The 24792-nt window shown below is 52.6% G+C and carries 15 protein-coding genes; 14 read left to right on the top strand and 1 reads right to left on the bottom strand.

Features of this window, described 5'->3' with window-relative positions:
• Positions 1 to 25 precede the first annotated feature (25 nt).
• Together JW799_RS13800 and JW799_RS13805 are read left to right on the top strand one after the other, a co-directional pair.
• Positions 26 to 1255: a Ger(x)C family spore germination protein gene (locus tag JW799_RS13800; RefSeq protein ID WP_205430292.1), complete on the top strand. Its 1230-nt coding sequence runs from the start codon at positions 26 to 28 to the stop codon at positions 1253 to 1255.
• Positions 1252 to 2355, top strand: coding sequence for a GerAB/ArcD/ProY family transporter (locus JW799_RS13805; RefSeq protein WP_205430294.1), 1104 nt, complete (start codon positions 1252 to 1254; stop codon positions 2353 to 2355). The genes JW799_RS13800 and JW799_RS13805 overlap by 4 nt, the downstream gene beginning before the upstream one ends.
• 40 nt (positions 2356 to 2395) lie before the next feature.
• Here JW799_RS13805 and JW799_RS13810 read toward each other — a convergent pair whose 3' ends face one another.
• A complete protein-coding gene (locus JW799_RS13810; RefSeq protein ID WP_205430296.1) occupies positions 2396 to 3292 on the bottom strand; it encodes an AraC family transcriptional regulator in 897 nt (298 codons plus the stop codon).
• Positions 3293 to 3415: 123 nt separating this feature from the next.
• On the opposite strand from JW799_RS13810, the gene JW799_RS13815 reads away from it, so the two are divergent.
• The 12 genes from JW799_RS13815 to JW799_RS13870 all read left to right on the top strand — a co-directional run bounded on the left by JW799_RS13815 (position 3416) and on the right by JW799_RS13870 (position 24782).
• On the top strand, positions 3416 to 4477 hold the full coding sequence (locus JW799_RS13815) for a Gfo/Idh/MocA family protein (protein ID WP_205430298.1): 1062 nt from the start codon (positions 3416 to 3418) through the stop codon (positions 4475 to 4477).
• A gap of 2 nt (positions 4478 to 4479) precedes the next feature.
• The gene (locus JW799_RS13820) at positions 4480 to 5214 is read left to right on the top strand and encodes a ThuA domain-containing protein (protein ID WP_205430300.1); all 735 of its coding nucleotides are present in this window, start codon (positions 4480 to 4482) and stop codon (positions 5212 to 5214) included.
• A 149-nt stretch (positions 5215 to 5363) separates the two neighbouring features.
• Complete coding sequence (locus JW799_RS13825) at positions 5364 to 7046, top strand: glycoside hydrolase family 13 protein (protein ID WP_205430302.1); 1683 nt, start codon at positions 5364 to 5366, stop codon at positions 7044 to 7046.
• A gap of 182 nt (positions 7047 to 7228) precedes the next feature.
• A complete protein-coding gene (locus JW799_RS13830; RefSeq protein WP_205430304.1) occupies positions 7229 to 8560 on the top strand; it encodes an extracellular solute-binding protein in 1332 nt (443 codons plus the stop codon).
• A gap of 100 nt (positions 8561 to 8660) precedes the next feature.
• Positions 8661 to 9611 (top strand): carbohydrate ABC transporter permease, encoded by a 951-nt coding sequence (locus JW799_RS13835; RefSeq protein ID WP_205430307.1) that lies wholly within the window; start codon positions 8661 to 8663, stop codon positions 9609 to 9611.
• A gap of 12 nt (positions 9612 to 9623) precedes the next feature.
• On the top strand, positions 9624 to 10457 hold the full coding sequence (locus tag JW799_RS13840) for a carbohydrate ABC transporter permease (protein WP_205430309.1): 834 nt from the start codon (positions 9624 to 9626) through the stop codon (positions 10455 to 10457).
• 26 nt (positions 10458 to 10483) lie between these two features.
• Positions 10484 to 12271 carry a glycoside hydrolase family 66 protein gene (locus JW799_RS13845; RefSeq protein ID WP_205430311.1) on the top strand — a complete coding sequence of 596 codons (1788 nt, stop codon included), beginning with the start codon at positions 10484 to 10486 and terminating at the stop codon, positions 12269 to 12271.
• Positions 12272 to 12401: 130 nt separating this feature from the next.
• On the top strand, positions 12402 to 14207 hold the full coding sequence (locus tag JW799_RS13850) for a cache domain-containing sensor histidine kinase (protein WP_205430313.1): 1806 nt from the start codon (positions 12402 to 12404) through the stop codon (positions 14205 to 14207).
• Positions 14204 to 15778: a response regulator transcription factor gene (locus JW799_RS13855; protein ID WP_205430315.1), complete on the top strand. Its 1575-nt coding sequence runs from the start codon at positions 14204 to 14206 to the stop codon at positions 15776 to 15778. The genes JW799_RS13850 and JW799_RS13855 overlap by 4 nt, the downstream gene beginning before the upstream one ends.
• Entirely contained in the window at positions 15775 to 17070 is a 1296-nt protein-coding gene (locus JW799_RS13860) for an extracellular solute-binding protein (RefSeq protein ID WP_205430318.1), read from the top strand. Before JW799_RS13855 ends, JW799_RS13860 begins: the two co-directional genes overlap by 4 nt.
• Before the next feature lie 99 nt (positions 17071 to 17169).
• Positions 17170 to 19206 (top strand): methyl-accepting chemotaxis protein, encoded by a 2037-nt coding sequence (locus JW799_RS13865; protein ID WP_205430320.1) that lies wholly within the window; start codon positions 17170 to 17172, stop codon positions 19204 to 19206.
• Positions 19207 to 19436: 230 nt separating this feature from the next.
• A complete protein-coding gene (locus tag JW799_RS13870; RefSeq protein WP_205430322.1) occupies positions 19437 to 24782 on the top strand; it encodes a glycoside hydrolase family 66 protein in 5346 nt (1781 codons plus the stop codon).
• Positions 24783 to 24792 lie beyond the last annotated feature (10 nt).

A 24792-nucleotide genomic window follows, 5' to 3' on the forward strand; every position in this document is an offset into this window, starting at 1 on the left:
ATCTTTCAACAGGAGCGTGTACAAGATGAGACGTATAGCATTAATTGTATGCATTTTGTCGGTTGGCTTGCTGCTTGGCGGCTGCTGGAATCGGGAAGAACTGAACGAGTTGGGCATAGTCAGCGCGAAGGCGGTAGACTTGAACGATTCGGGTGAATGGGAGGCTTCTTTCCAAATCACCGTCCCTCGGTCAACCGCCGCAACGTCGCAAACCAGCGGTTCCCAATCCCCGGTCACGGTTTTCTCCGCGAAGGGAAGAACGATGTTGGAGGCCGTCGAAAGAGCCGGCACCGAATCGCCTCGACGGCTCTTCTTCCCGCATATTCAAGTGATCGTTATTAGCGAGCGGGTCGCACGCGAGAAGGGGCTCAAGGCCGTATTGGAGCTTTACCTGAGAGACCACGAACGAAGAGAGACGGTAAACGTGCTGATCGCTCACGGGCGAGCGCGAGACGTTCTCGACGTGCTGATCCCTTTCGAAAGCAACCCGGCCTACGCGATCGATGGCATAATAAGGCGAACCCGAATGCAATTTCGCGACGTGCCGACACGATTGCAGGATCTGATCATGATGATGGCCAATCCCTATCGGAACGCCGTCGCGCAAGAAGTGCTTGTATCAGGGGACCGCGACAAGCAATCGAACCTCGATGCGCTCCAATCAACAAGAAGCGCCGGCGTGATCAAGCTCGGCCGGATGGGCGTATTCAAAGCGGACAAGCTGGTCGGGTGGATGAATGAACGAGAAACGGTCGGCTGGGCATGGGCTACGAACCACATCAAGGAAATGATGCTGCCGTTTCCTTGTGATGGCAAAGAACTCACCTCCGGTTCGGCTTCTTCGTTCCAAGTCGAGACGGCCAGCACGAAGCAGAAAGCCGTGTACGAAGGCAAAGAGATCGGCATTCAACTCAATATAAGGGCCGAAGGTTCGGTATCCGAGATGGCTTGCCAAACCGACTTTCGGGAGGCCGAAGGACTCCGAAGCCTCGAACGGTCGATTGCGGAAGCCATCCAATCGGATGTGGAGTCCGCTGTCCGCAAGGCGAGAGACCTCGGTGCAGACGTGTTCGGGTTCGGCGACGTCATACATCGGACGGATCGACAAGCTTGGAGCGTGTTGAAAGCCAATTGGCCCAGCCGGATTCGAGAGCTGTCGATTCACACGAACGTCGAAGTGAGCATTCGCAGAATAGGATTGACGAATGACCCTTTCACTAAAGTCTTGGGCAATCAAGAGGATAAGGACGGATGAGCGTGACAGAACGGATCAGCCATAATCAGCTTCGTGCGGCGGTCGTAGTATTTTTGATCGGCAGTACGCCGCTCTTCGAATTGGGCATCAAACAGAAGACGGATGCATGGCTCGTGGCCGGGCTTGGATTTGCATTCGGTTACTTGCTGATGCTGTTGTTCCTTGCGGTGCAGAAGTTCGATCCTTCCTGCAACTTAGTCGAACTTCTAAAGCGGAATTTCGGAAAAATCGCCGGCACAGCAGTCTCCTTGTTATACGTTCTATACTTCGCTTATGAGGCGATGCGTAACGTCCGTGATATTGGCGATCTTACGATCATGACGCTGCTGGACCGCACGCCGCTCGGCGTCGTTATGATCGTGTTGGTCCTACTGGTCGCTTACGCCGTTTACCAAGGAATAGAGGTGGTATTCCGGCTCGCTGAAATCCTCATCTGGGGCATTCTGTTTTTCTATCTCGGACTGGTGATCATCATGTTCTTGTCCGGTAATGCTTTCTTTCGCCATCTTCTCCCCTTATTCGACACGGGCGTCGCCGCGGTAGTGGTGGCCGCATTGCGAGACGCGACGCCATTTCCGTTCGGGCAGATCGTCGTATTCCTCATGTTTTTCAGTTCGGCGGCATACCGACCGGGCTGGTCCCGGTTCGTACAGGCGGGTTTTGTCATCGCTGGGCTCGTCATTCTCTCGACGAACGTTATTAATCTGGCCGTACTGAGCGCGCCGGTCGTACAAATAAGCGCAATTCCGTTTCTGCAGACGGTCCAATCGTTCGAGGTCGCGTATGGCGTCGGTCGATTCGATGTCTTTGTCGTCATTTTGCTGTACGTCGGCATTTTCATGAAAGCGACCGTATGGGCATTGGCGGCAGTGACCGCCTTAACCGCGGCTGTCGGCCTATCACGTAAGAAAGCGACAGCGCTGCTTAGTGCCGCAATATATGGTTCGGCATTCTACGCCCCAAGCTGGCCCGAGCATATCCGAATCGGTGAGATCGTTGCTCTAGAGTACGGGATGAATCCCTTTTTTATCGGTCTCATTCCGTTTCTGCTGCTGATCACAATGTTGTTAAAGCGGCTCTCGTCGAGACGGATCCGGTGAACATAACAAGTGCAACTTGAGGTACGTCTATTGGTGTTATTTAGACTTTACCCACCGTCCCCTCCCGAACTTTCACATAGTATTCTCGTGGCGCCATCCCAACATATTGCTTGAACAGACGGCTGAAGTAATACGGATCGCCGAGACCGGTCAGATAGGCGATTTCGCCGAAGCTTAGATGGGTTGCTTCGATCAATTCCTTCGCGCGGCGGATTCGAACTTCGTTGATATATCTTGTAATCGTCGTGCCCGTCACTTCCTTGAATACACGGTTGATGTAATCGTAGTTGCACTCGAGTTCCTTCTCAATCGCGCTGCTCGTCAATTTATTCATGTAGTGTTGATGGATATAGCCCAGTAAGGCATGAACCTTCATAAACGACTTTGTCTGTCTCCCATCGCCGTTCTGAAGGGTATCCATGAAATGGATCCGGGAAAGTTCGATGAGCATTTCCGAGAACCGCAGACCGGTCAGCCCGCGGTTGAAGCGGGGGCGGAGGTACAATTGGACAAGATCGGTCAGCGCATGCATCACTTGGTAAAAGCTGTTCTTGTCAGGCATGGTGTAATGTTTGGGGAAATAGCATAAGTTCCCGTCTTCTTCCGACTCACGATGCTCGAGAATGAGTTTTCTGCCGAATGCAGCGGGATCTTCAATTGCCGTCCTCTGAATATCGGGATGCTGGAAGTGAATGTAATAATAATCGCAGGTATGCTTCTCCGTCCCCCAATGATCCCGATTCGGTTCAAGCAGGAACATATCCCCTTTTCCGAGTTTATACTGGTCCCCGTTCTCTGCCATGTGCAGCTCGCCGGCCTTGATGACGTAGAGCACATACTCGTTAATGTTGCGTTTGAAGTGGATCCATGGCGCCGTATATTCCACGTAACCCACAAGGTTGATCTTCGGCACATAGTCGATATTCATTCGCAGCATAATTATCCCCTTCTTTGCAAAAGTCGCTATTGTACAAAAACTGTCTCGATCCTTCATTTGCGATCATTCTATCACACTCTATACTGGGGAGGAATTTCGAACTTCATCGGACGGGGTGAAAGCATGTCATCAAAATTAAAAATCGGCATTATCGGATTGGGCGGAATCGCGAACTTCCACATTGCGGGCGTTCAGGCAAGCGACGACGCGGAGGTATGGGCAATCTGCGACGTGAATCCGGAAGCGCTTCGGACGAGAGGCGACGAATTGGGGATCCCCGAGGAAAGGCGCTACGAGAGCCATGAAGCGTTGCTTTCGGCCGCCGGCATCGACGGCGTCATGATCGGCACGCCTAATTTCAACCATTACACGATCGCTTCCGAAGCAATACGACAGGGCATACCGTTTGCGCTCGAGAAACCGATCGCGATGAATGCACATGAAGCGCGGTTGCTGCACGATCAGTGGATGGCAAATCCTGTTCCGCATATTGTCTGCTTTACGTACCGCTACAAAGCGGCAGCCCGTTACGCGAAACGCCTGATCGAGGAAGGAAAGCTCGGGAAAATCCATCATATCTATAGCCAGTACCTGCAAGGGTGGGCGGTCTCGGAAGATATTCCGCTTGTCTGGCGGTTCAACAAAGCATTGTCCGGCTCCGGTGCGCTTGGTGACCTCGGCTCGCACATCCTCGATCTTCACCGTTTTCTCGTCGGCGAGACGGAGAGCGTATCGGCGGAAGCCGATACGATAATTCGCGAACGGGAGCTTGTTGGAGGGGGCGGCAAAGGCGCCGTCGACGTCGACGATTACTGTCATGTGCTGGCCCGTATGGAGGACGGCGTTACGGCTTCGATGGAAATTTCGCGATTCGCACTCGGCCGGGGCAATTATCAGCGGATCGAGGTTTACGGATCGGAAGGTGCCTTGGTGTACAACTTGGAGGAGCGCGACGAACTGGAACTGCTGACGCAGGACGACAGCGGCAGTTCGTTCCGGCAAGTGGTAATCCCGGAAGAATACAGGGCTGATCAGATGCAATCATTCTTTAACTTGCTCAAGGGTAACGGTGACGGGTTGGATGCGACGGTCGAAGACGGGTATATCAATCAATTAACGATCGATTGCATTCTGGAATCCGCCGCCGAGGGGCGGAGAGTTCATATTCAAGACGGGAGAGGGTAAGTATGTCAACCATTCGAGTCACGGTCTGGAACGAATATCGACACGAGAAGCAAAACCAGCATGTCGCGTCCATCTATCCGCGGGGGATCCACCATGCGATCGGGGACTACTTGTCCGGCATTGAAGGTCTTGAGATCGGAACGGCGACCCTGGACGAACCGGAGCACGGGCTGACGGAAGAAGTGCTGGCTAATACGGACGTTCTGATCTGGTGGGGGCACTTGGCCCATGCCGAAGTAAGAGACGATATTGTGGAGAAGGTTCGGGAGCGCGTATTGGACGGCATGGGGCTCATCGTCCTTCATTCGGGGCACGGGTCCAAATTATTCGAACGATTGCTCGGTACGCGGACGGGAAGGTTGAAGTGGCGCGACGACGGAGAACTGGAGCGGGTGTGGGTCGTCGAGCCGGGGCACCCGATCGCGGACGGTCTGGGAGATTGCTTCGAGATCCCGAAGGAGGAGATGTACGGCGAACGGTTTGATATTCCGGCACCTGACGAGCTCATATTTATTTCTTGGTTTGAGGGGGGCGAAGTGTTCCGCAGCGGGTGCACATATCGTAGAGGCAAAGGGAAATTGTTCTACTTCCGTCCGGGCCACGAGACGTTTCCGATTTACCATCAGCCGGAGGTGCTGAAGGTCATCGGCAATGCCGTCCGTTGGGCCGCTCCGAACCCCGGTGCTGCAGTAATTAGCGGCAGGATGGAACCCATACATCCGACATCAAAAGCATAGCCAACCGAAAGCCGCCGTATGGGTTCAAGCCGATACGGCGGCTTGGTTTGTTGGTGTACTTTATTCTGATTTTCGGAGATTTATCGACGTTTTCCAAGCGCCTCCGTTCCTTCATACTTTGGGAAATGACATGGATAGGAGTGGTCAGAATGAAGAAGGCTTTCTGGAAGGAAGCGGTCGTTTATCAGATTTATCCGCGAAGCTTTATGGATTCGAATGGAGATGGCATCGGCGACATTCCGGGCATTATTTCGAGGTTAAACTACTTGAAATTGTTGGGTGTCGACGTCATTTGGTTAAGCCCCGTGTATAAGTCGCCGAACGACGACAACGGATACGATATCAGCGATTATCGAGCGATAATGGACGAGTTCGGCACGATGACGGATTGGGAAAGGTTGCTCTCCGCCATCCATGCCCGTGGAATGAAGCTGATCATGGACTTGGTCGTGAACCACTCTTCGGACGAGCATGCCTGGTTCCTGGAGTCGCGTTCGTCGAAGTCCTCGCCGTACCGCGACTATTATATCTGGCGCTCAGGTCGCGAGGACGGACTCGAGCCGAACAACTGGGTCTCGTTCTTCGGCGGGTCTGCTTGGCAGTACGACGAAGCGACCGGCGAGTATTATCTTCATCTGTTTTCCAGGAAACAACCCGATTTGAACTGGGAGAACCCCGGGCTGCGGTCGGAAGTTTACGAGATGATGAAGTTTTGGTTGGACAAAGGCGTCGACGGTTTCCGAATGGACGTAATCAACTGCATCTCCAAGACACCGGGACTGCCGAGCGTAGGCAGCGACAGGATGGCATGGGGCGGGGAGCACTTTATGAATGGTCCCCGTATTCATGAATTTCTGCAGGAGATGAACCGTGAGGTGCTCTCCAAGTACGAGATCATGACGGTAGGCGAAATGCCCGGAGCAACCGTCGAACAAGCCAAGCTTTACACAGGCGAGGAACGCGGCGAACTGCAGATGGTGTTCCAATTCGAACATATGGACGTCGATTCGGGCCCTGGCGGTAAGTGGGACCTAAAGCCATGGACGTTGAAAGGGCTGCGCGACGTGCTTCATAAGTGGCAAGTCGGCTTGGCGGAGAACGGGTGGAACAGTCTATACTTGAACAACCACGACCAGCCTAGGATGGTCTCCCGGTTCGGCGATGACGGCCAATACAGAAAACAATCCGCCAAGATGCTTGCGACACTGTTGCACACGCTGAAGGGAACGCCGTACGTCTATCAGGGCGAAGAGTTGGGTATGACGAATGTGCGTTTCGAATCGATTGATCAATATCGTGACATCGAGACGTTGAACATGTATCGCGAATATGTCCAAGATCGCGGGTTGAAGCCTGCCCTTGTGATGCAATCGATTTATGCAAAAGGGCGCGACAATGCGCGGACGCCTATGCAGTGGAATGATTCTCCGCATGCGGGTTTTACGACCGGAACGCCATGGATTGAAGTCAATCCCAATTATGAGACGATCAATGCGGAAGAAGCGCTGGCGGACCCGGAATCCATTTTCCATTATTACCGCAGGCTGATTCAGCTTCGGAAAGAACACGATATCATGGTTTACGGTAGATATGACCTCATTCTAGAGGAGCATGAACGGATTTATGCCTATACCCGCACGCTCGGCAAGGAGAAGTGGTTGATCATTTTGAATTTCTTCGCCGACGAGACGCTGTTTGAATTACCGGATCATTTGCGTCATCGGGATCGCGCTATCGTCATTTCGAACTATTCGGATACTGTTTCGCAGATACCGATCGATCGGCTGCTTCTTCGGCCGTATGAGGCGATCGTATATCGTCTGTTCACTTGAGGGCTTGGTGTACGATATTACCCGGAGTCATAATAATCGACACCTTCTGCGCGCAAGCCGAAATTGAAAAGGCAATGATGGAGAAATAGAACACCTTGATCGTAATGCAAGCGGTTACCGATATTCTCCGCCTCAATCATAATAAAGTTGTACTCAAACAAATCGAGGGGAGATAAGCAACAATGCAGAAGAAGAGAAAAGCATTATTCGGCATGCTGGCCTTGATGCTGGTGTTCGCGCTCGCGGCTTGCGGCGGCGGCAACAACAATAACGGCGGCGGCACGAACACGGCCAACAGCGGCACCAACGCTACAAACAACGGGGAAACGGCCGAGCCGGCGGAAAAAGTGACACTCGAGTACTGGCACACGTACAGCGACGCGGAAGAGAAAGTACTGGTGGAAAAGGTCAAGCCGGCGTTCGAAGCGGCTTACCCGAACATCACGCTCAACATCACCCGTATGCCTTACGAGGGACTCAAGCAGCAAGTCATTGCGGGCGTAGCCGGCGATGCGGCGCCCGACCTGATGCGGATGGACATTATCTGGGTTCCGGAGTTCGCCGCACAAGGCGCGCTTGCGGACGTTAGCAAATTCGAAGGTTTCGAGGAGCTGAAAGCCAGCGTATTCGAAGGCCCGATGGCAACCAACTACTACAATGAAGGCTACTACGGCGTACCCGTCAACACGAACACGAAGGTCGCAATCTACAATAAGGACACGCTCGCAGCTGCCGGCCTGTCGGAAGCGCCGAAGACGATGGATGAGCTCGTGAAGGCTGCCGAGGCGCTGAAAGGTCAGGGCAAGTACGGCATCGGCATTTCCGGCATTCACGGTTGGGGCATGCTGCCTTGGTTCTGGAGCCTGGGCGGCACGGTCACGAACGAAGACTACACGAAAGTGGACGGTTATCTGAACAGCGATGCATCGGTCAAGGCGCTCGAAACGATCGTCGACTGGAACAATAAAGGTCTGGTACTGCCGGTTATGCTGGGCGGCGAGCCCAGCGCATGGGACGGTCTGATGAGCGGCGACTACCTGATGACCGATGACGGCCCATGGTTCTACAGCATCAAAATGGGCGAGAAAGAAGCGACCGGCTTCGACCCGATGGAGAAAACGGTTCGCGGCCTGATGCCGGCCGGCGATGGAGGCAGCCTGTCTGTGATCGGCGGCGAGGACCTCGTCGTATTCGCCGGTTCGAAACATCCGGAAGAAGCTTGGACGTTCGCAAAATGGATGCTTTCGGAAGAGCCGCAGCTTATGATGGCGGAGCTCGGCTTGATCCCGACGAACAAGCAAGCTGCAGACAAAATGAAAGAAATGGACATTCCTTTCATCGATACGTATGTGCAACAGCTGGAAACGGCGCTGCCGCGCACGCCGATTCCGCAGTGGGGCGAACTGGAGGGCATCTTTAACCTTTCGCTCGAGAAAGCGATTCGCGGCGAAATGGCACCGAAGGACGCGCTGAACGAAGCGGTACAACAAATCGAAGCGATTCTGAATAAGTAAGGCTGCTTAATCGGGCGGAAGAAGCTACTTCACCGGGCAACGCTGGCGTGAAGTAGATTCTTCATTCCCAACCTGCAAAGAACGAAAGGAGGAGATGCTCATGTCCAGCCCCGTGCCGGTAAAGCAAGGTCAACCGATCCAGAAGACGAAAATCCAGACAGGGTTACGGCAATGGGCGGCCGTGCTGCCCTTTATCGCGATCGGCATCCTTGGGACGGCCGTATTCGTTATTTACCCGATGATCAAGAACATCATGGTCAGCTTTCAGGACTACAGCATCATGCCCAACGCCACCAACGAATGGGTCGGCCTGGACAATTACAAAAAGGTATTTGACGATCCAAACGAAAGGTTTCTCATTGCCATCAAAAATACGTTTCTCAACGTAGTCGCAACGGTACCGATCAACTGGTTTTTGGCAATCTTTTTCGCCGTCTTAATCAATGCGAGGTTTGTCAAGTATAAAATCGCTTTCCGGACGATCTACTACTTACCGATTGTTACGTCCTGGATTATCGTAGCGCTTCTGTTCAAGTATTTGTTCGCCGACGGCGACGGCGGTTTCGTCAACTTTATCCTGCACAAGCAACTCGGTCTGATCTCGGAACCAATTGCATGGAGAAGCCAGTACTGGACCGGCATGCTCCTGATTTGGATATTCCACATCTGGAAGACGGTCGGCTGGGGCGTCGTCATTTACTTGGCCGCGCTGCAAGGCGTGCCGAGAGATCTCTACGAAGCAGCAGACATCGACGGGGCAGGCGCCATTCAGAAGTTCTGGAGCATCACGATCCCGGTTCTTAGGCCGATTACCGTGTTCGTCCTGATCAACTTGATTAACGGTGCGTTCGGCTTCTTCCCGCAAGTGTACTTCGTCACGGGCGGCGGTCCGATGAACCAGACCCAAGTTATTCCGAGTTTGATTTATATCGAAGCATTCTCGAATCTGAAGTTTGGTCCTGCTTCGGCAATGGGCGTTATGATGGGGATCATGGTCTTCTTGCTGACGTATTCGCAAATGAAAAAAATCGGAAGACAACGAATGTTCTAAGGAGGAGCGCAAATGAAAACCCCGTTACTCGCAAAGGTTATCGTCTATGCCGTCATTATCATAGGCGCTCTCCTGTTCGTGTTTCCCTTTATTTATATGATCTTGACAACGTTCTTCCTCGGCACCAATACGTTGCCGAAGCCCGACCAAGTCTTCGCTGTCACCCCGAACTTGACGAACTATGTGACGGTTTGGAACAAAAACAATTTCGTCAATTATTTCATGAACAGCGTAATCGTCACATCCGTCGCAATGGTCGGTTCGTTGTTCCTAGGCGCGTTGACCGCCTACGGGTTCGCCCGCTTTTCTTTCCCCGGTAAGGAAGTGATCTTTCGACTGTTCCTGCTTACGATGTTCATACCAGGCGTCATTAATATTATTCCGACGTTTATCATCGTGAAGGACCTCGGGCTTGTCAACACGTACAGTGGTTTGTGGCTCGTCTATATCGCGGGGGGCGTCGTCGGGAATTTGTTCTTCCTCCGCGGTTTCTTCGAAAGCATACCGAAAGAACTGGAAGAATCCGTGTTGATTGACGGCGGCGGCAACTGGCGCATTTTCTGGAACATTTATTTACCACAGTCGCTGCCCGCGATGGGAACCTTGGCTATCTTCATTTTCCAAGGCACTTGGGAGGAATATTTCCTTGCGCTCACGCTCATTAAGAGCGAAGCGCTGCGGACGCTGCCGATCGCGATACTGATGTTCAACGACAAGTATGCGACCAACTACGGTCAAGTGTTCGCCGCTTCGCTCATCGCGCTGCTCCCCGTCATGCTGATCTATATGACGTTCCAAAAGAAATTCGTACAGTCCGGCTTCAACGAGGGCGGCGTGAAAGGATAACAAACCCAAGGGAGTCAACCAATATCATGAAATCAAGACGAATGCGCACAGCCTTGATCGGTTCCAAGTTGACGATCGCAGCTCTATTGCTTGCCTCCTGCACCGCGAATCAAGGACCGATCGAACCTACGGAAGCCGAAGAAGCACAGATCCTGACGTACGTAACAACTGATAAAGCGCGTTATGCGCCGGGCGACAAGATACAATACAACTTGAAATTGGCATCTTCGCAGGAAGGAGGCAAGATACGCGTCCAATACCGGCACCTCGATGAGGTCATCGAAGAGAAGGCCTTGAATTGGGACGGGTCGCCTGAACTAACGTGGGAGTGGACGCCGCCGACGGACGATTTCAAAGGGTATATGACTGAGATTTATTTGGAACAGGATAAAGATATCGTCGACCATGAGAACATTGCCGTTGATGTGTCTTCCGATTGGGGCAAGTTCCCTCGATACGGTTATTTGGCTGATTTCATGGCCATGGACGACGCTGAACAGGCAGCGGTCATCGAGCGCTTAAATCGATTCCGGATTAACGGCCTCCAGTTCTACGACTGGCAATGGAAGCACCACATCCCGCTAAAGACGGATAGCGGCAAGCCGGCGGCCGAATGGCCGGATATCGCCAACCGACCCGTGTCGTTCGACACCGTCAAGCGATATATTGACCTTGCGCACGGCAAAAATATGAAGGCGATGAATTACAATTTATTATTCGGCGCATACGAAGATGCAGAGCAAGACGGCGTCAAGCGGGAGTGGGGACTTTTCAAGGATCCGCTCGGCCGCAATCAAGACCATCACCCGCTGCCGGACAGTTGGGCAAGCAATATTATGCTGGTCAATCCGGCGAACGAAGAATGGCAGCAATACTTGTTCCGGACGGAGAAAGAAACGTTCGAGCATCTGCCGTTCGATGGTTGGCACGTCGATCAACTAGGGGATCGCGGCACGCTGTACGATGCAGAGGGGAATAAGGTAAATCTTCAGGAAGCTTACGCATCATTCCTGCTTGCTGCAAAAGAAGCGGTCGACGTCGATTATGTCATGAATGCCGTCGGTCAGTTCGGGCAAGCGTTCATTGCCCAGACGCCGGTCAAATTCTTGTACACCGAAGTATGGGGCGGCCACCCGCAATTTCGGAATCTGAAGGAAATTGTTGATCAGAATCTCAAGTTCAGCAAGGGAAAGCTGAATACCGTCTTCGCCGCTTATATGAACTATAACTATTCCAATAGCCAGGGCGAATTTAACGCGCCGGGCGTCCTGCTCGCGGATGCCGTCATGTTCGCATCGGGTGCATCTCACCTCGAACTGGGCGAAAACATGTTGTCTAAGGAATATTTCCCGCACAAAAACCTAAAGATTACGGAAGAGCTTGAGCGTCAGTTGACGGTTTATTATGATTTCCTGACAGCCTATCAGAATTTGCTCCGGGATGGCGTCGAAGAAATCGAGATTCCGGTTACGTCGACCGTCATCGGATTGTCGACGCAGCCCGAATCGGGTAAGGTGTGGCAGTTCGCCAAGCGCAAAGGCGACCAGGATATCCTCCACCTGATCAACTTTACTTCCGCCACGACGATGGAGTGGAACGATACGAATGCGACGCAGGCAGAACCGCAACTCATCTCGGATCTTGCCGTGAGTGTCGAAACGGATCGCAAGGTACGTGCGGTATGGATGGCTACTCCTGATCTATACGGGGGTTCACCGGTACAATTGGAATTCGAGCAGCGGGACGATCAGGTCGAATTGGGCCTGCCAACCCTGAAGTATTGGGACATGATTGTAATTGAATACGAATCGTGAGGAATGCGACGAACGATAAGACGCCGAAACAGGGCGTCTTTCCGTCGTTGCGGGCGCACTAGGGAAATATTGTTTTTTGCCCTGAACCGGCGTTCCACTACAATAGAGTCAGAAGGGAGGTCCGCGAGATATGAATCATCGGCCGGCGATACGCATGTCGTTTACTACTCGAATGGTTTTGGCTTTCGTGCTCGTTATACTGATCCCGACCACATTTACGAGTTTCTCGTTCTATCTAACGGCTGGGGGTACCGTGAAGCAAAATGTCCGCGAATCCTCCATCCAAATTGCTCGGCAAGGGGCAGACGCGCTGTCATTCATCTTGAACGCGGGGAGCGACATTTCCGATCTGATCTACAGCGACCGGCGAATTCAGCAAGTCGTTGCATCCAGTCCGAAAACCATCACGGATTTGACTGATTGGATCGAAGACGAGGAATACATGAAGTCTTATTTGAACAATGTTGTCTATTCCAGCTCGTTCGTTAACATTGCGTACATTCTTAAAGATGACGAGACTGGCTGGGGGAGCGGCGCATTCTCCAAAATCAAACTTGCGGAATACGATCTGCTTCAACAATCCTGGACAGCCGAGGCCCGGATGAAGCAGGGCGGACTCGTATGGGGATGGGTCCAGGCAGACAGTCTGAGCAATGGTGGAGACTATACCGAAATGGTGCTTCCGATCGGGCGCGCGATGATTGACTTCCAAGCCGATAAAATGATTGGTTACGTGCTCGTAAACCTGAACGGTCGATCTTTGATTGATAAAGTGAAAGAGATGAAGTTAGGGCGGACGGGGCAATTCATCGTCGTGAACGAAGAAGCGCAGATCATGATTGCTTCCGATCGCGGACATATCGGCAAAATCGTGCCGAACCTCGAACTCCGAAACCGAATTCTCGGAAACGAATTGGTCGAATTTGAATTTAATCACGAGGGCATCCGTCACTACGGCGTCAAGCAAATGTTGAGCAACGGTTGGATTCTCGTAGGGACGGTGCCCGTTGCCGAGATTACGGAGAAACTAAGCTCGTTACAGCGCAACGCACTCCTCTCCTTCGGTGGATTTACGTTGCTTGGGATCGCAGTGGGCCTTATTGTCGCGAATCGTGTTACGTTTCCCATTAAACGTCTGACGATGCAGATGAAGCTGGTACAGAAAGGCGATTTGTCCGTTCGTTCAGATGTGATGTCGGGAGATGAAATCGGGCTATTGAGCCATCAATTCAATAAGATGATTTCGGACATTAACCAGTTGATGGATCAGGTGGCACGGGAACAGCAACAAAAGCAGGATGCGGAACTTCGTGCAGTTATCCACCGGATTAACCCCCATTTTCTCTTCAATACGCTCGGTACGATAAGATGGTTGATTAAATACGGCGAATCGGAGAAGGCATACGAAGGTATTTCGGCGCTTACTAGGCTGCTGGAGGCCAATATGGGGCGGCAAGGAAACTTCGTAACCATTCAAGAAGAGCTCGACATTATCGAGAAATATCTGGTGATACTTGAACTTCGCTATAATCGGGAATTTAAGTTAGTTGTCCGGATGGACCAAGAAGCTTCGTCATTTATCATTCCGCGGATGCTGATTCAACCGTTGGTCGAGAACGCGATCTTTCACGGCATTGTGCCAATGGATAAGGACGGCGTGATAGAGGTAAATGTCGTTAAATCGGGAGAAGCCGTCGAAATATCCGTGAAAGATAATGGGGGCGGGATTCTGCCGGAGAAATCGTGGCTTGTAGAATCAGTAGGTTCTGCAGTCGAATCCGGCCAAACCGGAATCGGGTTGCGACATGTCCACGAAAGCATTGAATTGTACTATGCCCGCGGGTCAAGTTTATCGCTCGAGCTAGGGAAAGACGGTGTGATTGCCCGGATTGTACTGTGTGCCAGACCGGATCAGCTGGGAGGAGAATTATCATGATGCAGTGGCGAGCACTCATCGTTGACGACGAGCCTGTCATCCGAATGGGAATCAAAGCTTCGGTGGACTGGGCGGCTGAACAGATCGAACTTGCCGGCGATTGTGCGAACGGGGCCGAGGCGCTGGAAGTAATCGCACGCGAATCCGTCCATATCCTGATTACCGATATTAAGATGCCGATCATGGATGGTCTGACGCTCGCAAGCCGCGCCATGGCGGTCAACCCGCGGATCAAAGTCGTGCTGGTCAGCAGTTACAACGATTTCGAGTATGTCCGGCAAGGGCTTAAAATCGGGGCAATCGATTATATTTTGAAGCATACGCTCGAACCGGAAGAACTGCTGCTTGTTATTCGAAAATGCAAGGAGTTGCTTGTTGAAGAGCAGCGAAAAGAAAGATTGCATCAGAGACCGAATGAAATGTCGGTGCGAGATCGCATGCGCTTCGAACAAGAACTGAAACGGCATCTCGTCCATAGAACGGAGCACCTTCCGGAAGACGGATATCCGTCTTGGGTTATGGGCTTGTATCGGGCCATGTACGTAAAACTGAATCGAGTTTACGCAATCGAAGAACAACAAGGGTACCTCTTTAAATCAGTACTGCTCGATCAGTTGGTCGACTCCTTTTATCGCGTCGTTCCGAATGGGGTAGCCATCCAGACCGCAGAGAACGAGTTATTCTTCGTGTTGCCGAGTGGAGTCCCTGAAGCGGTAGAGATATCTAAGTTAAAACAAGCTTTAGAAAAGGATTCGGACGTCACCGTTACGATCGGTCATACGACTGGCAGCGGCCACGGTTCCTTAAGGGAGTGCTTTCTAGCCAGCCGAGAGGCAGCCGAGCGAGGGTTCTTCAAGGGAGCCGGCATTTACGATCACCGTGATCCCGTGTATGTTCGAGCAGCCGGAAAGCGTCTGCCGTCGACATTACTGCCGTATGCAGCCGATGAAGACGAATCGGGTATCGACCGATCGCTTCGGGAATGGTGTTCCGAATGGGAGAACGGCGGCATTTCACCGGCGGTGCTCAAGGAAGAAGCTTGCCGTGTCCTATCCCTCATGTACAAACACAGCGTTGACCCCTATGCGCTTGTCGAGTCGTTCGACCGCTTGTTCAAGACGGAATCGCTTCCGGAATTGTCCCGCTTGCTGAAGGAACAGATCTTCGAACTGCGCAAGCATAAGACGGAAGTTCAAACAAACCAAGCGGCGCGTAATCCGATTGATCGGGCATTGGATTACATCAATGCGCGGTACTTGGAATCGCTGACGCTGCAGGAAGTTGCGGATGCCGTGCACGTAAGCAAGAACTACTTCTCAATTCTATTTAAGAAAATAACGGGACATAATTTTATCGACTATGTCATTTTGCTGCGCGTCCAGAAGGCTCGGGAACTGCTTGTAACGACTGATTTGAAAGTGTATGAGGTGGCGGAACAATCCGGGTTCAATGATGTGAAGTACTTTAGCAAATTATTCAAGAAAATGACAGGGTGCTCGCCGGTCGACTATCGCGACAAGCAGATGGCGTCCGCAGATGGGTTCTGGGGCGCGGGAGGGAATGCCGAATGATGCGAAAGCTTGCCATCGTTTGGTTGTCAATGATGATTTCGCTTACCGGGTGCATGGGCGATTCGATCATTGACGACCCCGAAAAGGTTAAGAAAATGGGCGAGATCGGCAGCAAGAAAATCGTGATTTGGCATACCTACAGTGACGAGGAAACGAGCGTATTCGAGAACGAGATCATTCCTGCTTTCGAAGCGGCGTATCCCGATATTCGGATAGAATCTATACGGCAGACCCACAACCAAGAGTACTTATCCGCTCTAATGGCTCGGGTCGCGGCCGGCAAGTCGCCGGACATCATCCGGATGGATTACTCCTGGATACCGCTGTTCGCGAGTCGGGGACTGCTCCAGCCGTTAGAGGGGTACGAAAGCTTCGAGGAGCATGCATCGCGACTTCGCGGACCCATGTTGGATTCGAATCGATTTGACGGACATGTTTACGGGCTTCCGCTCAATATGGCTGCCAAAGCCGCAATCTATAACCGCAAACTGCTGGAGAAAGCGGGATTACAAACGCCACCGTCTTCGATGGCAGAGGTGATTGAGTTAGCACAAAGCAATGGTTACGTTATCGGAATGGGCGGCATCGGCTTGTGGCATAGCCTGCCATACTTTACGGCACTCGGCGGGCAGCTTGCGGACGAGCGATTTACCAGAACGAATGGTTATCTAAATAGCGATGCAAGCGTTGAGGCCGTTAGGACGCTGCTGAATCTGTACAAACAAGGCATCATCTATCCCAATATGTTCGTCGGCAACGGCGATCTTTGGAACAATATCTATAAGTCCGACCATCTCCTGATGATCGACGAGGGGCCGTGGTATCATAGTATTATGATGAATTCGTCCAGCTTGGATTCGGATCTGCTCGCCGAGACATGGACGGCGCCGTTCCCCACAGACGGTCCTTATGGCTCGATTATAGGCGGAGAAAGTCTCGTCATGACCAAGGGTGCCCAATTCAAAGCGGAGGCTTGGACGTTTATGATGTGGATGACGCGGAAAGAAACGCAACAACGTTTGTTTACTGCTAACCTGATACCGGTAAATATGGACGCACTGGAAGCCGAGACGAAAGCGTTGGGCGAGCATCCGGATCGTCAGTATTTGATGCCCTTTATCACCGGTATTCAAAAAGCGTTTTATCGCCCGCCCTTGGCGGAATGGAACGAGATAGAAGTTATCTACAACGATACGCTAGAGGATATCTTTGTACGAGACAAGGACATCGAAGAGGCGTTGGATCAGGCTGTCCTTCAGATCGATGCGCTTCTCGACCCAACTTCGGAATAAAAGACACGAATATCGAAAAATAAAGCGGTTTCGCCACACCTCCCGTCGACTACACTATTCTCAAAGCCAAATTTACGCGCGACGGGAGAGGACAACCTGATGAGACTGCCGACACGAATTAAGCCATTCCTGCCGGATTTTCGTTCTATTCGATTTAAATTAACGGCCGTTTTGCTCGTGCTGACTCTGCTTCCTATGTCGCTCGTTAGCTCAGTGCTTTACATGAAGTCTTCAGGCATGATTCTTGAGAAAGTCGGAGCAGCGTCAGCCCAATCGGTGCGGCAAGCCGTGGAGAAGGTGGAAGTTCAACTTGCCCAGTACGACCGGCTGGCGCTCCAACTCATGATGGACTCGGATGTCCAGGAAGCTTTGAACGCCGTCGGCACGAATCAGGGCGTGTCGGAGAAGGTGAAACGCGCCAGCGATCGCACGAAAGAACTCATTGCTCCGCTTAAGGAGATCGCCGGTACCTATTACATCACGTCCGACGAAAGACTCGAGTCGCAGTTGCCGCTTTTCTATCGCGTCCCGGAAGCAGAGCGGAATAATGACCTTTATGCCAGTATCCAGGAAGCAGGGGGGAAAACCGTCTACTTCGGGATCGCACCAAGCATCAATTCGGACTTGTATTTGAAAGGATCGCCCGTTATCGTACTTGGGAAAGCGCTTAAACAGTTAAGCGGTAATCGGACGGTCGGCATCATTCTAATGGAAATTCGCAGCGAATCGTTGCTTCAGACGCTTGAAGATCTGAAGCTCCACAAAGACAGCGAGGCGTTCTTCGTTGACGAGCAAGGAAATGTCGTTGCTCATCGCGACATGGCGAGAATCGGTGAACCTAGCCCGATCTCGTCGGGTAGGCCTGATGAAGGTCAGACGGTTGTGGGTGGTAAGAAGTCGATTGCAAGTTCCCATGCTTCGGCTATGACCGCTTGGACATTGATGACGGCAACCCCGATCGAGTTCGTAACACGTGATATTGCGGACCTGCGGATTTGGATTGTCATATGCGCCCTGGCTGCCGCACTCGCAAGCTCGGCCGTATCCTTCTTGGCGGCCCGCCGGATTAGCCGGCCGCTGGATAGCCTCATGGTCGCCATGCGTGAAGCGGAGGACGGAGATTTGACGGTCTGCGTCCCGGTCAGAGGAACGGATGAGCTGGCCCGGGTCGCTGGCAGTTTTAACCGGATGCTGCATAACATTCGCAGTTTATTGCTACAGACGAAGGATGCAACTTCTGCCGTCCTGTCGGCAGCCACGACGCTGGAACAGGTGTCGGCACGTTCGGCCATGACAACCGGCGAATTAGTCGCTGCGACCGCGCAAATCGCTGCGGGATCGATGCAACAGGCTGAAGCTGCCGAAGCGGGTTATCAGAAAACGAGAGACCTACACGAGCAGATGGATTCGTTAAAATCTGTCGCTTCCCACATCCGCGGAATGGCTGACGCCATTCGCGATCGCAGTTTGGAGGGGACGACATATATGGGCCAAATGACGGCGAAGAACAAACAGTCTGAAGCCATGCTTGCAGGTGTGTTTGAACGAATAAATATGCTTGCCGCGAGCATTCTATCGATTCGCAAAGTAATCGTCGTCATGGACGGTATTATGAAGAAGACGAATATTCTTTCCTTGAATGCCGGGATCGAAGCTGCAAGGGCGGGGGCGGTCGGGAAAGGATTTATGGTTATCGCGGATGAAATTCGCCAACTTGCCGCGCAAGCGAAGTTGTCGATCGAACAAGTCGAAGGGATGATTGGCGGTATTCAGCAGGAAATGAACGAGACGACCGAGTTCCTGAACGCCGCGAAGCCCATTTTTGTCGAACAGCATAAATCGGTCTCTGAAGCGACCACCGTCTTTCGCCATATGGAATCCAGCATAGGTGAATTTCACGTACAGCTCGGGGGACTGGAGCAATCCGTTCACACACTCGAAGAGGTCGAACGGGAATTGCAAGGTGTCATGAGCCATGTGGCGGGTACGTCTCAGGAGACCTCCGCATCGACGGAAGAGATGGCTTCCGGCACCGAAGAGCAGAAAAACGTCACTGACCGCCTAGTCAGTTTGTCGGTTGAATTAAAAGAAATGTCCGAGCGACTTCAAGCTTCGGTAAGGACGTTTACCGTTTAAGTGAACAGAAAAACGAAAGAGCGACAGTGGTTACGTGTTAACCTCTGCCGTTTTTTTTTTTTTTTTTTTTGAGGAATAAACGGATCTACCAAAAGATGTGAATATATGACACCCGATCCTGAATGTAAGCGGTTACTTTCCGGCTTGGCAGGATGCATACTGAAATACGAAAATCTATATTAACCCTGAGGAGATGAATGATGAAAGGGACGAGACGGAAGGCTATTGGGTTGCTGCTTGTAGTTGTGATGTTGATGCAGACGGCGCTACCGGTTAGGCAGGCGACGGCTGCCGGTTCCGAAGCAGGCGGAGGCAACAAAACAGCCGCGGCAGACCGGAAGGCGGTTCCAGACGAACCGATCCGTAAGATCGTGACCGGAAAGTCGCGCTATAATCCGGGGGAGACGGCGGAATTCGAACTTCATTTCAACGAATCCACGGATTGGAGCGGCAAGCTCGTGCTCGAGTTTTACCTTGTCAATCAATTGGCGGGTAAGGTTGAGAAGAACATTACGGTACTGCGGCAAGCGGACTCGAATTTGACCGTGAAATGGACGCCGCCTGCCGTCGATTTCCGAGGGTATCTGGTTAAGGCTTACATCAAAGGTAATCCGGACGATTATAAGACGGCCGCCGTTGACGTATCCAGCGACTGGACGCACTTCCCAAGATACGGATATACGTCCGAATTTCCGAACGAGACTCCGGAACAAAGCGAAGCGAAAATCAAGGAATTGTCTCAAGAGTATTACATAAACGGTTATCAGTTTTACGATTGGATGTGGCGTCACGACGTATCCGTTTATTCAAAGACTGACGAGAACGGCAAACCGCTGAGAGACGAGAACGGACACTTTATCGATGCGGAGATTCATGCGGACACATCTTATGACGATTTGCTCGGGAGAAAGCTTTATCCCGCGGCGGTCAAACAGCAAGTCGCCGCGGCGCAACTTTACGGTTCCGCAGCTATGGCCTATCAGATGAACTATGCCGCACGCGAGCAATACGAAGATTTCGGCGTAAAACGGGAGTGGGGGCTCTATCAGAAGCACGCGGAATTCCCCCATCCCGATCCGCTGAAATATCAGTACGGCTTCTTTTTCGACTGGGTGCCCTCGGCCTTATACCTTCAAGACCCCGGTAATCCGGAATGGCAGGCCTATATTACGCGGGAGTTCAACCGTTCGGTCAATGCGTTTGGGTTCGATGGCATCCATTTGGACCAATGGGGCGCTTCGGACAACGATTTTCTCTACGACTACGAAGGCAACGAAAGGTATTACGCGAGGAGTTACGACGAATTAATTAACGCAACGAAAGATGCATTGACCGTCAACAATCCCAGCAAGAATGACGTCACGTTCAACATGGTCGGCGGCAACGCCGGTTATTCGGAGGTAACCGGGCCGAACGTAAAGACGGATTTCGATTACAGCGAGATATGGTCGGACAAAGACAATTACCGAGATTTGAAGGGCGTCATCGACGATACCAGGGCTAAGAACGGGAATAAGGCGATGGTCATTGCCGGCTACATGAACTACAAACAAGCGACGGGCGATACGTATCGCGCAGAGGATCTCGACAACGTCGCCCGTACGGTCGAGTTCGTCTCCCGTATCAATCGGGTTCCGGGTTGGGTAGGCGATTTCGGCAAGAAGGATGAAGATCAAATAATATGGACCGTCGATGCACCTGCTGAAGGGCTTTACGACCTGACGTTGAAATACGGCCACGACAACGGTGGCGGTCACCCGATCGGCCGGTTGACGGTCAACGGTTCGCCGCTCGAAGGAACGATTGACTTCGAGGAACGAACGGGCTGGGGCAACCCGGTCGCGGAAAAAACGGTACGGGCCGCACTCCGTCAAGGCGCCAACGAAATCAGGCTGCAATTGAATACGAACGATCTCTGGTTGAACGTTGACAGCTTGGTTGTCAGCGGTATGGATGAAGCACGGGAATACGAGGCCGAGTATGCTGAACTCATCAGTTGTAAAGTCGATAAATACGGTCACGTTTATTACTTCGAGACGGACGGAGACTATGTGACATTCCAAGTGAGGGCGGAACAAGACGGAGAATACCCGATCGTCTTCCGATACGGCGTTGCATCGAACGGCGTGTCACGGGATGTGTACGTGAATCAGGAACTCGTTCACACGGGACTGAACTTTCCCGCAACCGGTAATTGGGAGTTCTTCAAACATACGGCTCCGATCACCATTCCGCTTAAAGCAGGTTCGAACAGCGTGACATTGAAACTGAACGGTGTCTCCGATACCGGCTTGAAGCTGGATTATGCCGAAGTATTGACGATGCGTTATGAGGCGGAGAAAGCTAGTTACGGCTGGCAACCCTCGAAGACGGCCGTTATCGAGCGGCATGAAGGTTCGGAGACGGAATCGTACGTCCATAACATCCGTCAGGCGCCGGATTCTGTCACGTTTGACTTGACGGCAACCGAAGCGGGCGAGAAGACGGTCGTCCTCCAATATGCATCCGACAATGCTGCTGCCGGTGAATTGCTCGTCAATGACGTGAAGGTGCAGGATGTGGATTTCCCGAATACCGGCGGTTGGGCCGTAGATGGAAAATGGGCGTGGCGTACTGTCAGACTGCCCGTTCGCGAAGGCGTCAACACCGTTCGTCTGGCTCTGACGACGAACGGACAGTTTCTGAATCTGGACGGTATCCTGACCGAGAGCGGCATCATTCGTGTTGACAGTGCGGTTCTGACCGGCGGCGTAACATCGGCCGGCAACGGCGATACCGCGAAGACGGATAATTTCAACGGCGAGTCGGGCAAATCAGCGTCGTTTACGGTCAGCGTACCTGAGACGGGCACTTACAAGCTCGGCCTTTGGTACCGAACCGGAACGGACAATACGTCGGCGTCGCTTCAAATCGACGATGGTGCGAGTTATGTGGTCGGATTGGACAATAACGGTTGGTACGGGCAGGATTGGTGGGGGCTTTCGGAGACGGAAGCGGCACTTACCGCAGGCGAACATACGGTGACGGTCACACTTGGAAGCGAGTCGACCTACGTGAATCTGCATGCTTTATCGTACAGCATGAAGCTCGAAGCGGAAGGCGCATCTGTTCGGACGAATGGAGTCGTAAAGAGCGCGGAATGGCTCGATGACTTCGGACAGTCGGGCGACGCCGTGGTTTGGACCGGCGCGCGCGACACGGCTGGCGACGAGGAGGCCGTCTTCATATACCGTTCGAACGAAACGCTTGAATACGAAGTCCGACTTAACGGCGTTTCGCAGTCGCTTACTTTCGAAGCGTCGGACGGCTCGTGGATGGAGAAGCGGCTGAAGATGCCTTTGCAAGCGGGAGTCAATACCTTGCAGTTAATGCCGATTCGAGAGCTGGAAACATCCATCCAGCTTCTAGTCTTGCAGATCGGCGGGGAGCGTGTAACGGCAGAGTCCATGTCGAGGAAGGGCGCGGCATCGATCGGGAGTGACGGAGGCGATCCCGGTTATGCGGACCGTTTCATGCAGAAGGGCGATTACATTCGTATGGCTTGGGGAGCTGTGGCAAGCAGCGGCGTATATCCTCTGACCGTGACTTATCGAAACCAAGGCACCGACACCGTCCGCAGCGTATATCTAAATGGTAAGAAGGCAGGTACACTGGCGTTACCCGCAACGGGCGAGACATGGAGGGAGGCGACGATTCCGTTATACGTATCGGCGACTCACCCGTCCAATTCGTTGACCATTAAGATGGAAACAGACTCGACGCAAACCGGTATTGCAATCGACAAAGCCGTGATCGACGGCACGACGGTCGAGGCGGAAACCGCCGACATCGGCTGGGAGCCGGTGATCGTCAAGACGGGTGGTGTTCAGCCTTCGCTCGGCAAGACCGACAATCACGGTCACGCCGGACAGACCGTCGTGTTTCAATTCGAGACGCTCCGCTCCGCGAAAGAAATACTTATCAACTATCGAAGCGGCAACAATCCGGTCTTCGATATAATCGTCGACGGCGTTCTAGCGGCTGACGATGTCGTATTCGGCGCAACCCCCGGCGGCTGGGACGGCGGCATGGCAGAGAAAGGCGTGAAGGTCGACTTAGCCCCAGGTCCGCACACGGTCGAAATGACGATGGTATCCGAGGGTCAATATATCAATTTGGATAGCATGGTTGCCGCGGGCATCGAGACCGAAGTCGAGGATGCCATCCTGTTACCGGAAGACCACGGCATTTCCGTCTCGACGGGATCGGTGACCGGGTTCGGCGACGAGAATGATTTCCTGACCTTCTCAGTCGAACTCCCGAAAGCGCAGAACGTTTCGCTCGGATGGCGATACCGGAACCGCGGCGAATCCGGACAGACAGCCGTTCGCGGCGTTTATGTCAACGGAACGAAGCAAACCGATCTTGCATTCCCGCATACCGGTGACGACTGGGAGACGGTCATAACGGAAGAGTTCGCTCTCCGTTCAGGAACGAATACCATCATGCTTCGACTTGAAGACCGTGACGATCAAGGAATCGAATTGGATTATTTGGACGTGGGAAGCCGCAGACTGCACGCCGAGAAAGCGGACTACCGCCCGTCCATGGTTCTCTATAAAGATTTGCTATTGAATTTCGGCCATGTCGGCGACGAGATCACGTTCCCGATTTCGAATGACCAACCCGGCGAGACGTCTTTGATTTTCTCGTACGCTAACGACGGGGTGGCATCGACGAAGACGCTATATATCGACGGCGAACCCGTTACCGGCGCAGACGGAACACCGGTTAAGATTTATTTCTCGCCGACGGGCAACGGGGACGCATTTAACGAAGATGTCTACTACATTGTGCCGTATCTGTCCGCCGGTGAACATACGGTCACGCTCAAACACGAGGCTACGGACAAAGGAAGCATCACGCTGAAGAGCATGACAATCGGCTTCTTCGACGAGCCATCCGTTCGGCTCATGGATGCCGCACTTGCCGCCATGGGGGCGACGCACATCGAACTCGGCACTTCAGAATCGATCGATGAAGGACCGAACATGCTCGCGCATGAATACTATCCGAATCGCAGCAAGAAAATGAAGAATTCCTTGAAATCGGCCATGAAAGAATACTATAAGTTCTTTACCGCGTACGAGAATCTGTTGTACGACAGCGTGGAAGACCGACAAAAGGCCGTCACGGTTACGGATGCCCAAGGGCAGGCCGTCGCGACAAGCCATGATGGAGCAGCCGACGCTTTGATGACGATCGTTCGAAGCAACGACGCGAACGGAGGATTCGAACAATACGAAGTGATCCATCTCGTGAATCTGATCGGAAATGACGGAAATTGGCGCAATGCCGCGGCCGAACCGAAGACGATGACGAACTTGAAAGTTACGTATCCGCTCGGGTTGACCTCGAAAGAAGTGCCGCGTCTCTCCGTCTACGCGGCTTCGCCCGACCGGGAAGGAGGTCTCCTCAAGGCATTGGACTACGAGTGGGACGGCACGAACCTCGAGATCACCTTACCTTCTTTGAATTATTGGGAGATGATCGTCATCGACAAGGATACGAAGAAAGGCAAAACGAACGGAAAGTAAGCTAGACGCG

The sequence above is a fragment of the Cohnella algarum genome, assembly GCF_016937515.1.
GTDB lineage: Bacteria > Bacillota > Bacilli > Paenibacillales > Paenibacillaceae > Cohnella > Cohnella algarum.

Coding starts and splice junctions, on each gene's coding strand:
- JW799_RS13800 (WP_205430292.1), top strand. CDS start 26: ATGAGACGTATAGCATTAATTGTATGCATTTTGTCGGTTGGCTTGCTG.
- JW799_RS13805 (WP_205430294.1), top strand. CDS start 1,252: ATGAGCGTGACAGAACGGATCAGCCATAATCAGCTTCGTGCGGCGGTC.
- JW799_RS13810 (WP_205430296.1), bottom strand. CDS start 3,292: ATGCTGCGAATGAATATCGACTATGTGCCGAAGATCAACCTTGTGGGT.
- JW799_RS13815 (WP_205430298.1), top strand. CDS start 3,416: ATGTCATCAAAATTAAAAATCGGCATTATCGGATTGGGCGGAATCGCG.
- JW799_RS13820 (WP_205430300.1), top strand. CDS start 4,480: ATGTCAACCATTCGAGTCACGGTCTGGAACGAATATCGACACGAGAAG.
- JW799_RS13825 (WP_205430302.1), top strand. CDS start 5,364: ATGAAGAAGGCTTTCTGGAAGGAAGCGGTCGTTTATCAGATTTATCCG.
- JW799_RS13830 (WP_205430304.1), top strand. CDS start 7,229: ATGCAGAAGAAGAGAAAAGCATTATTCGGCATGCTGGCCTTGATGCTG.
- JW799_RS13835 (WP_205430307.1), top strand. CDS start 8,661: ATGTCCAGCCCCGTGCCGGTAAAGCAAGGTCAACCGATCCAGAAGACG.
- JW799_RS13840 (WP_205430309.1), top strand. CDS start 9,624: ATGAAAACCCCGTTACTCGCAAAGGTTATCGTCTATGCCGTCATTATC.
- JW799_RS13845 (WP_205430311.1), top strand. CDS start 10,484: ATGAAATCAAGACGAATGCGCACAGCCTTGATCGGTTCCAAGTTGACG.
- JW799_RS13850 (WP_205430313.1), top strand. CDS start 12,402: ATGAATCATCGGCCGGCGATACGCATGTCGTTTACTACTCGAATGGTT.
- JW799_RS13855 (WP_205430315.1), top strand. CDS start 14,204: ATGATGCAGTGGCGAGCACTCATCGTTGACGACGAGCCTGTCATCCGA.
- JW799_RS13860 (WP_205430318.1), top strand. CDS start 15,775: ATGATGCGAAAGCTTGCCATCGTTTGGTTGTCAATGATGATTTCGCTT.
- JW799_RS13865 (WP_205430320.1), top strand. CDS start 17,170: ATGAGACTGCCGACACGAATTAAGCCATTCCTGCCGGATTTTCGTTCT.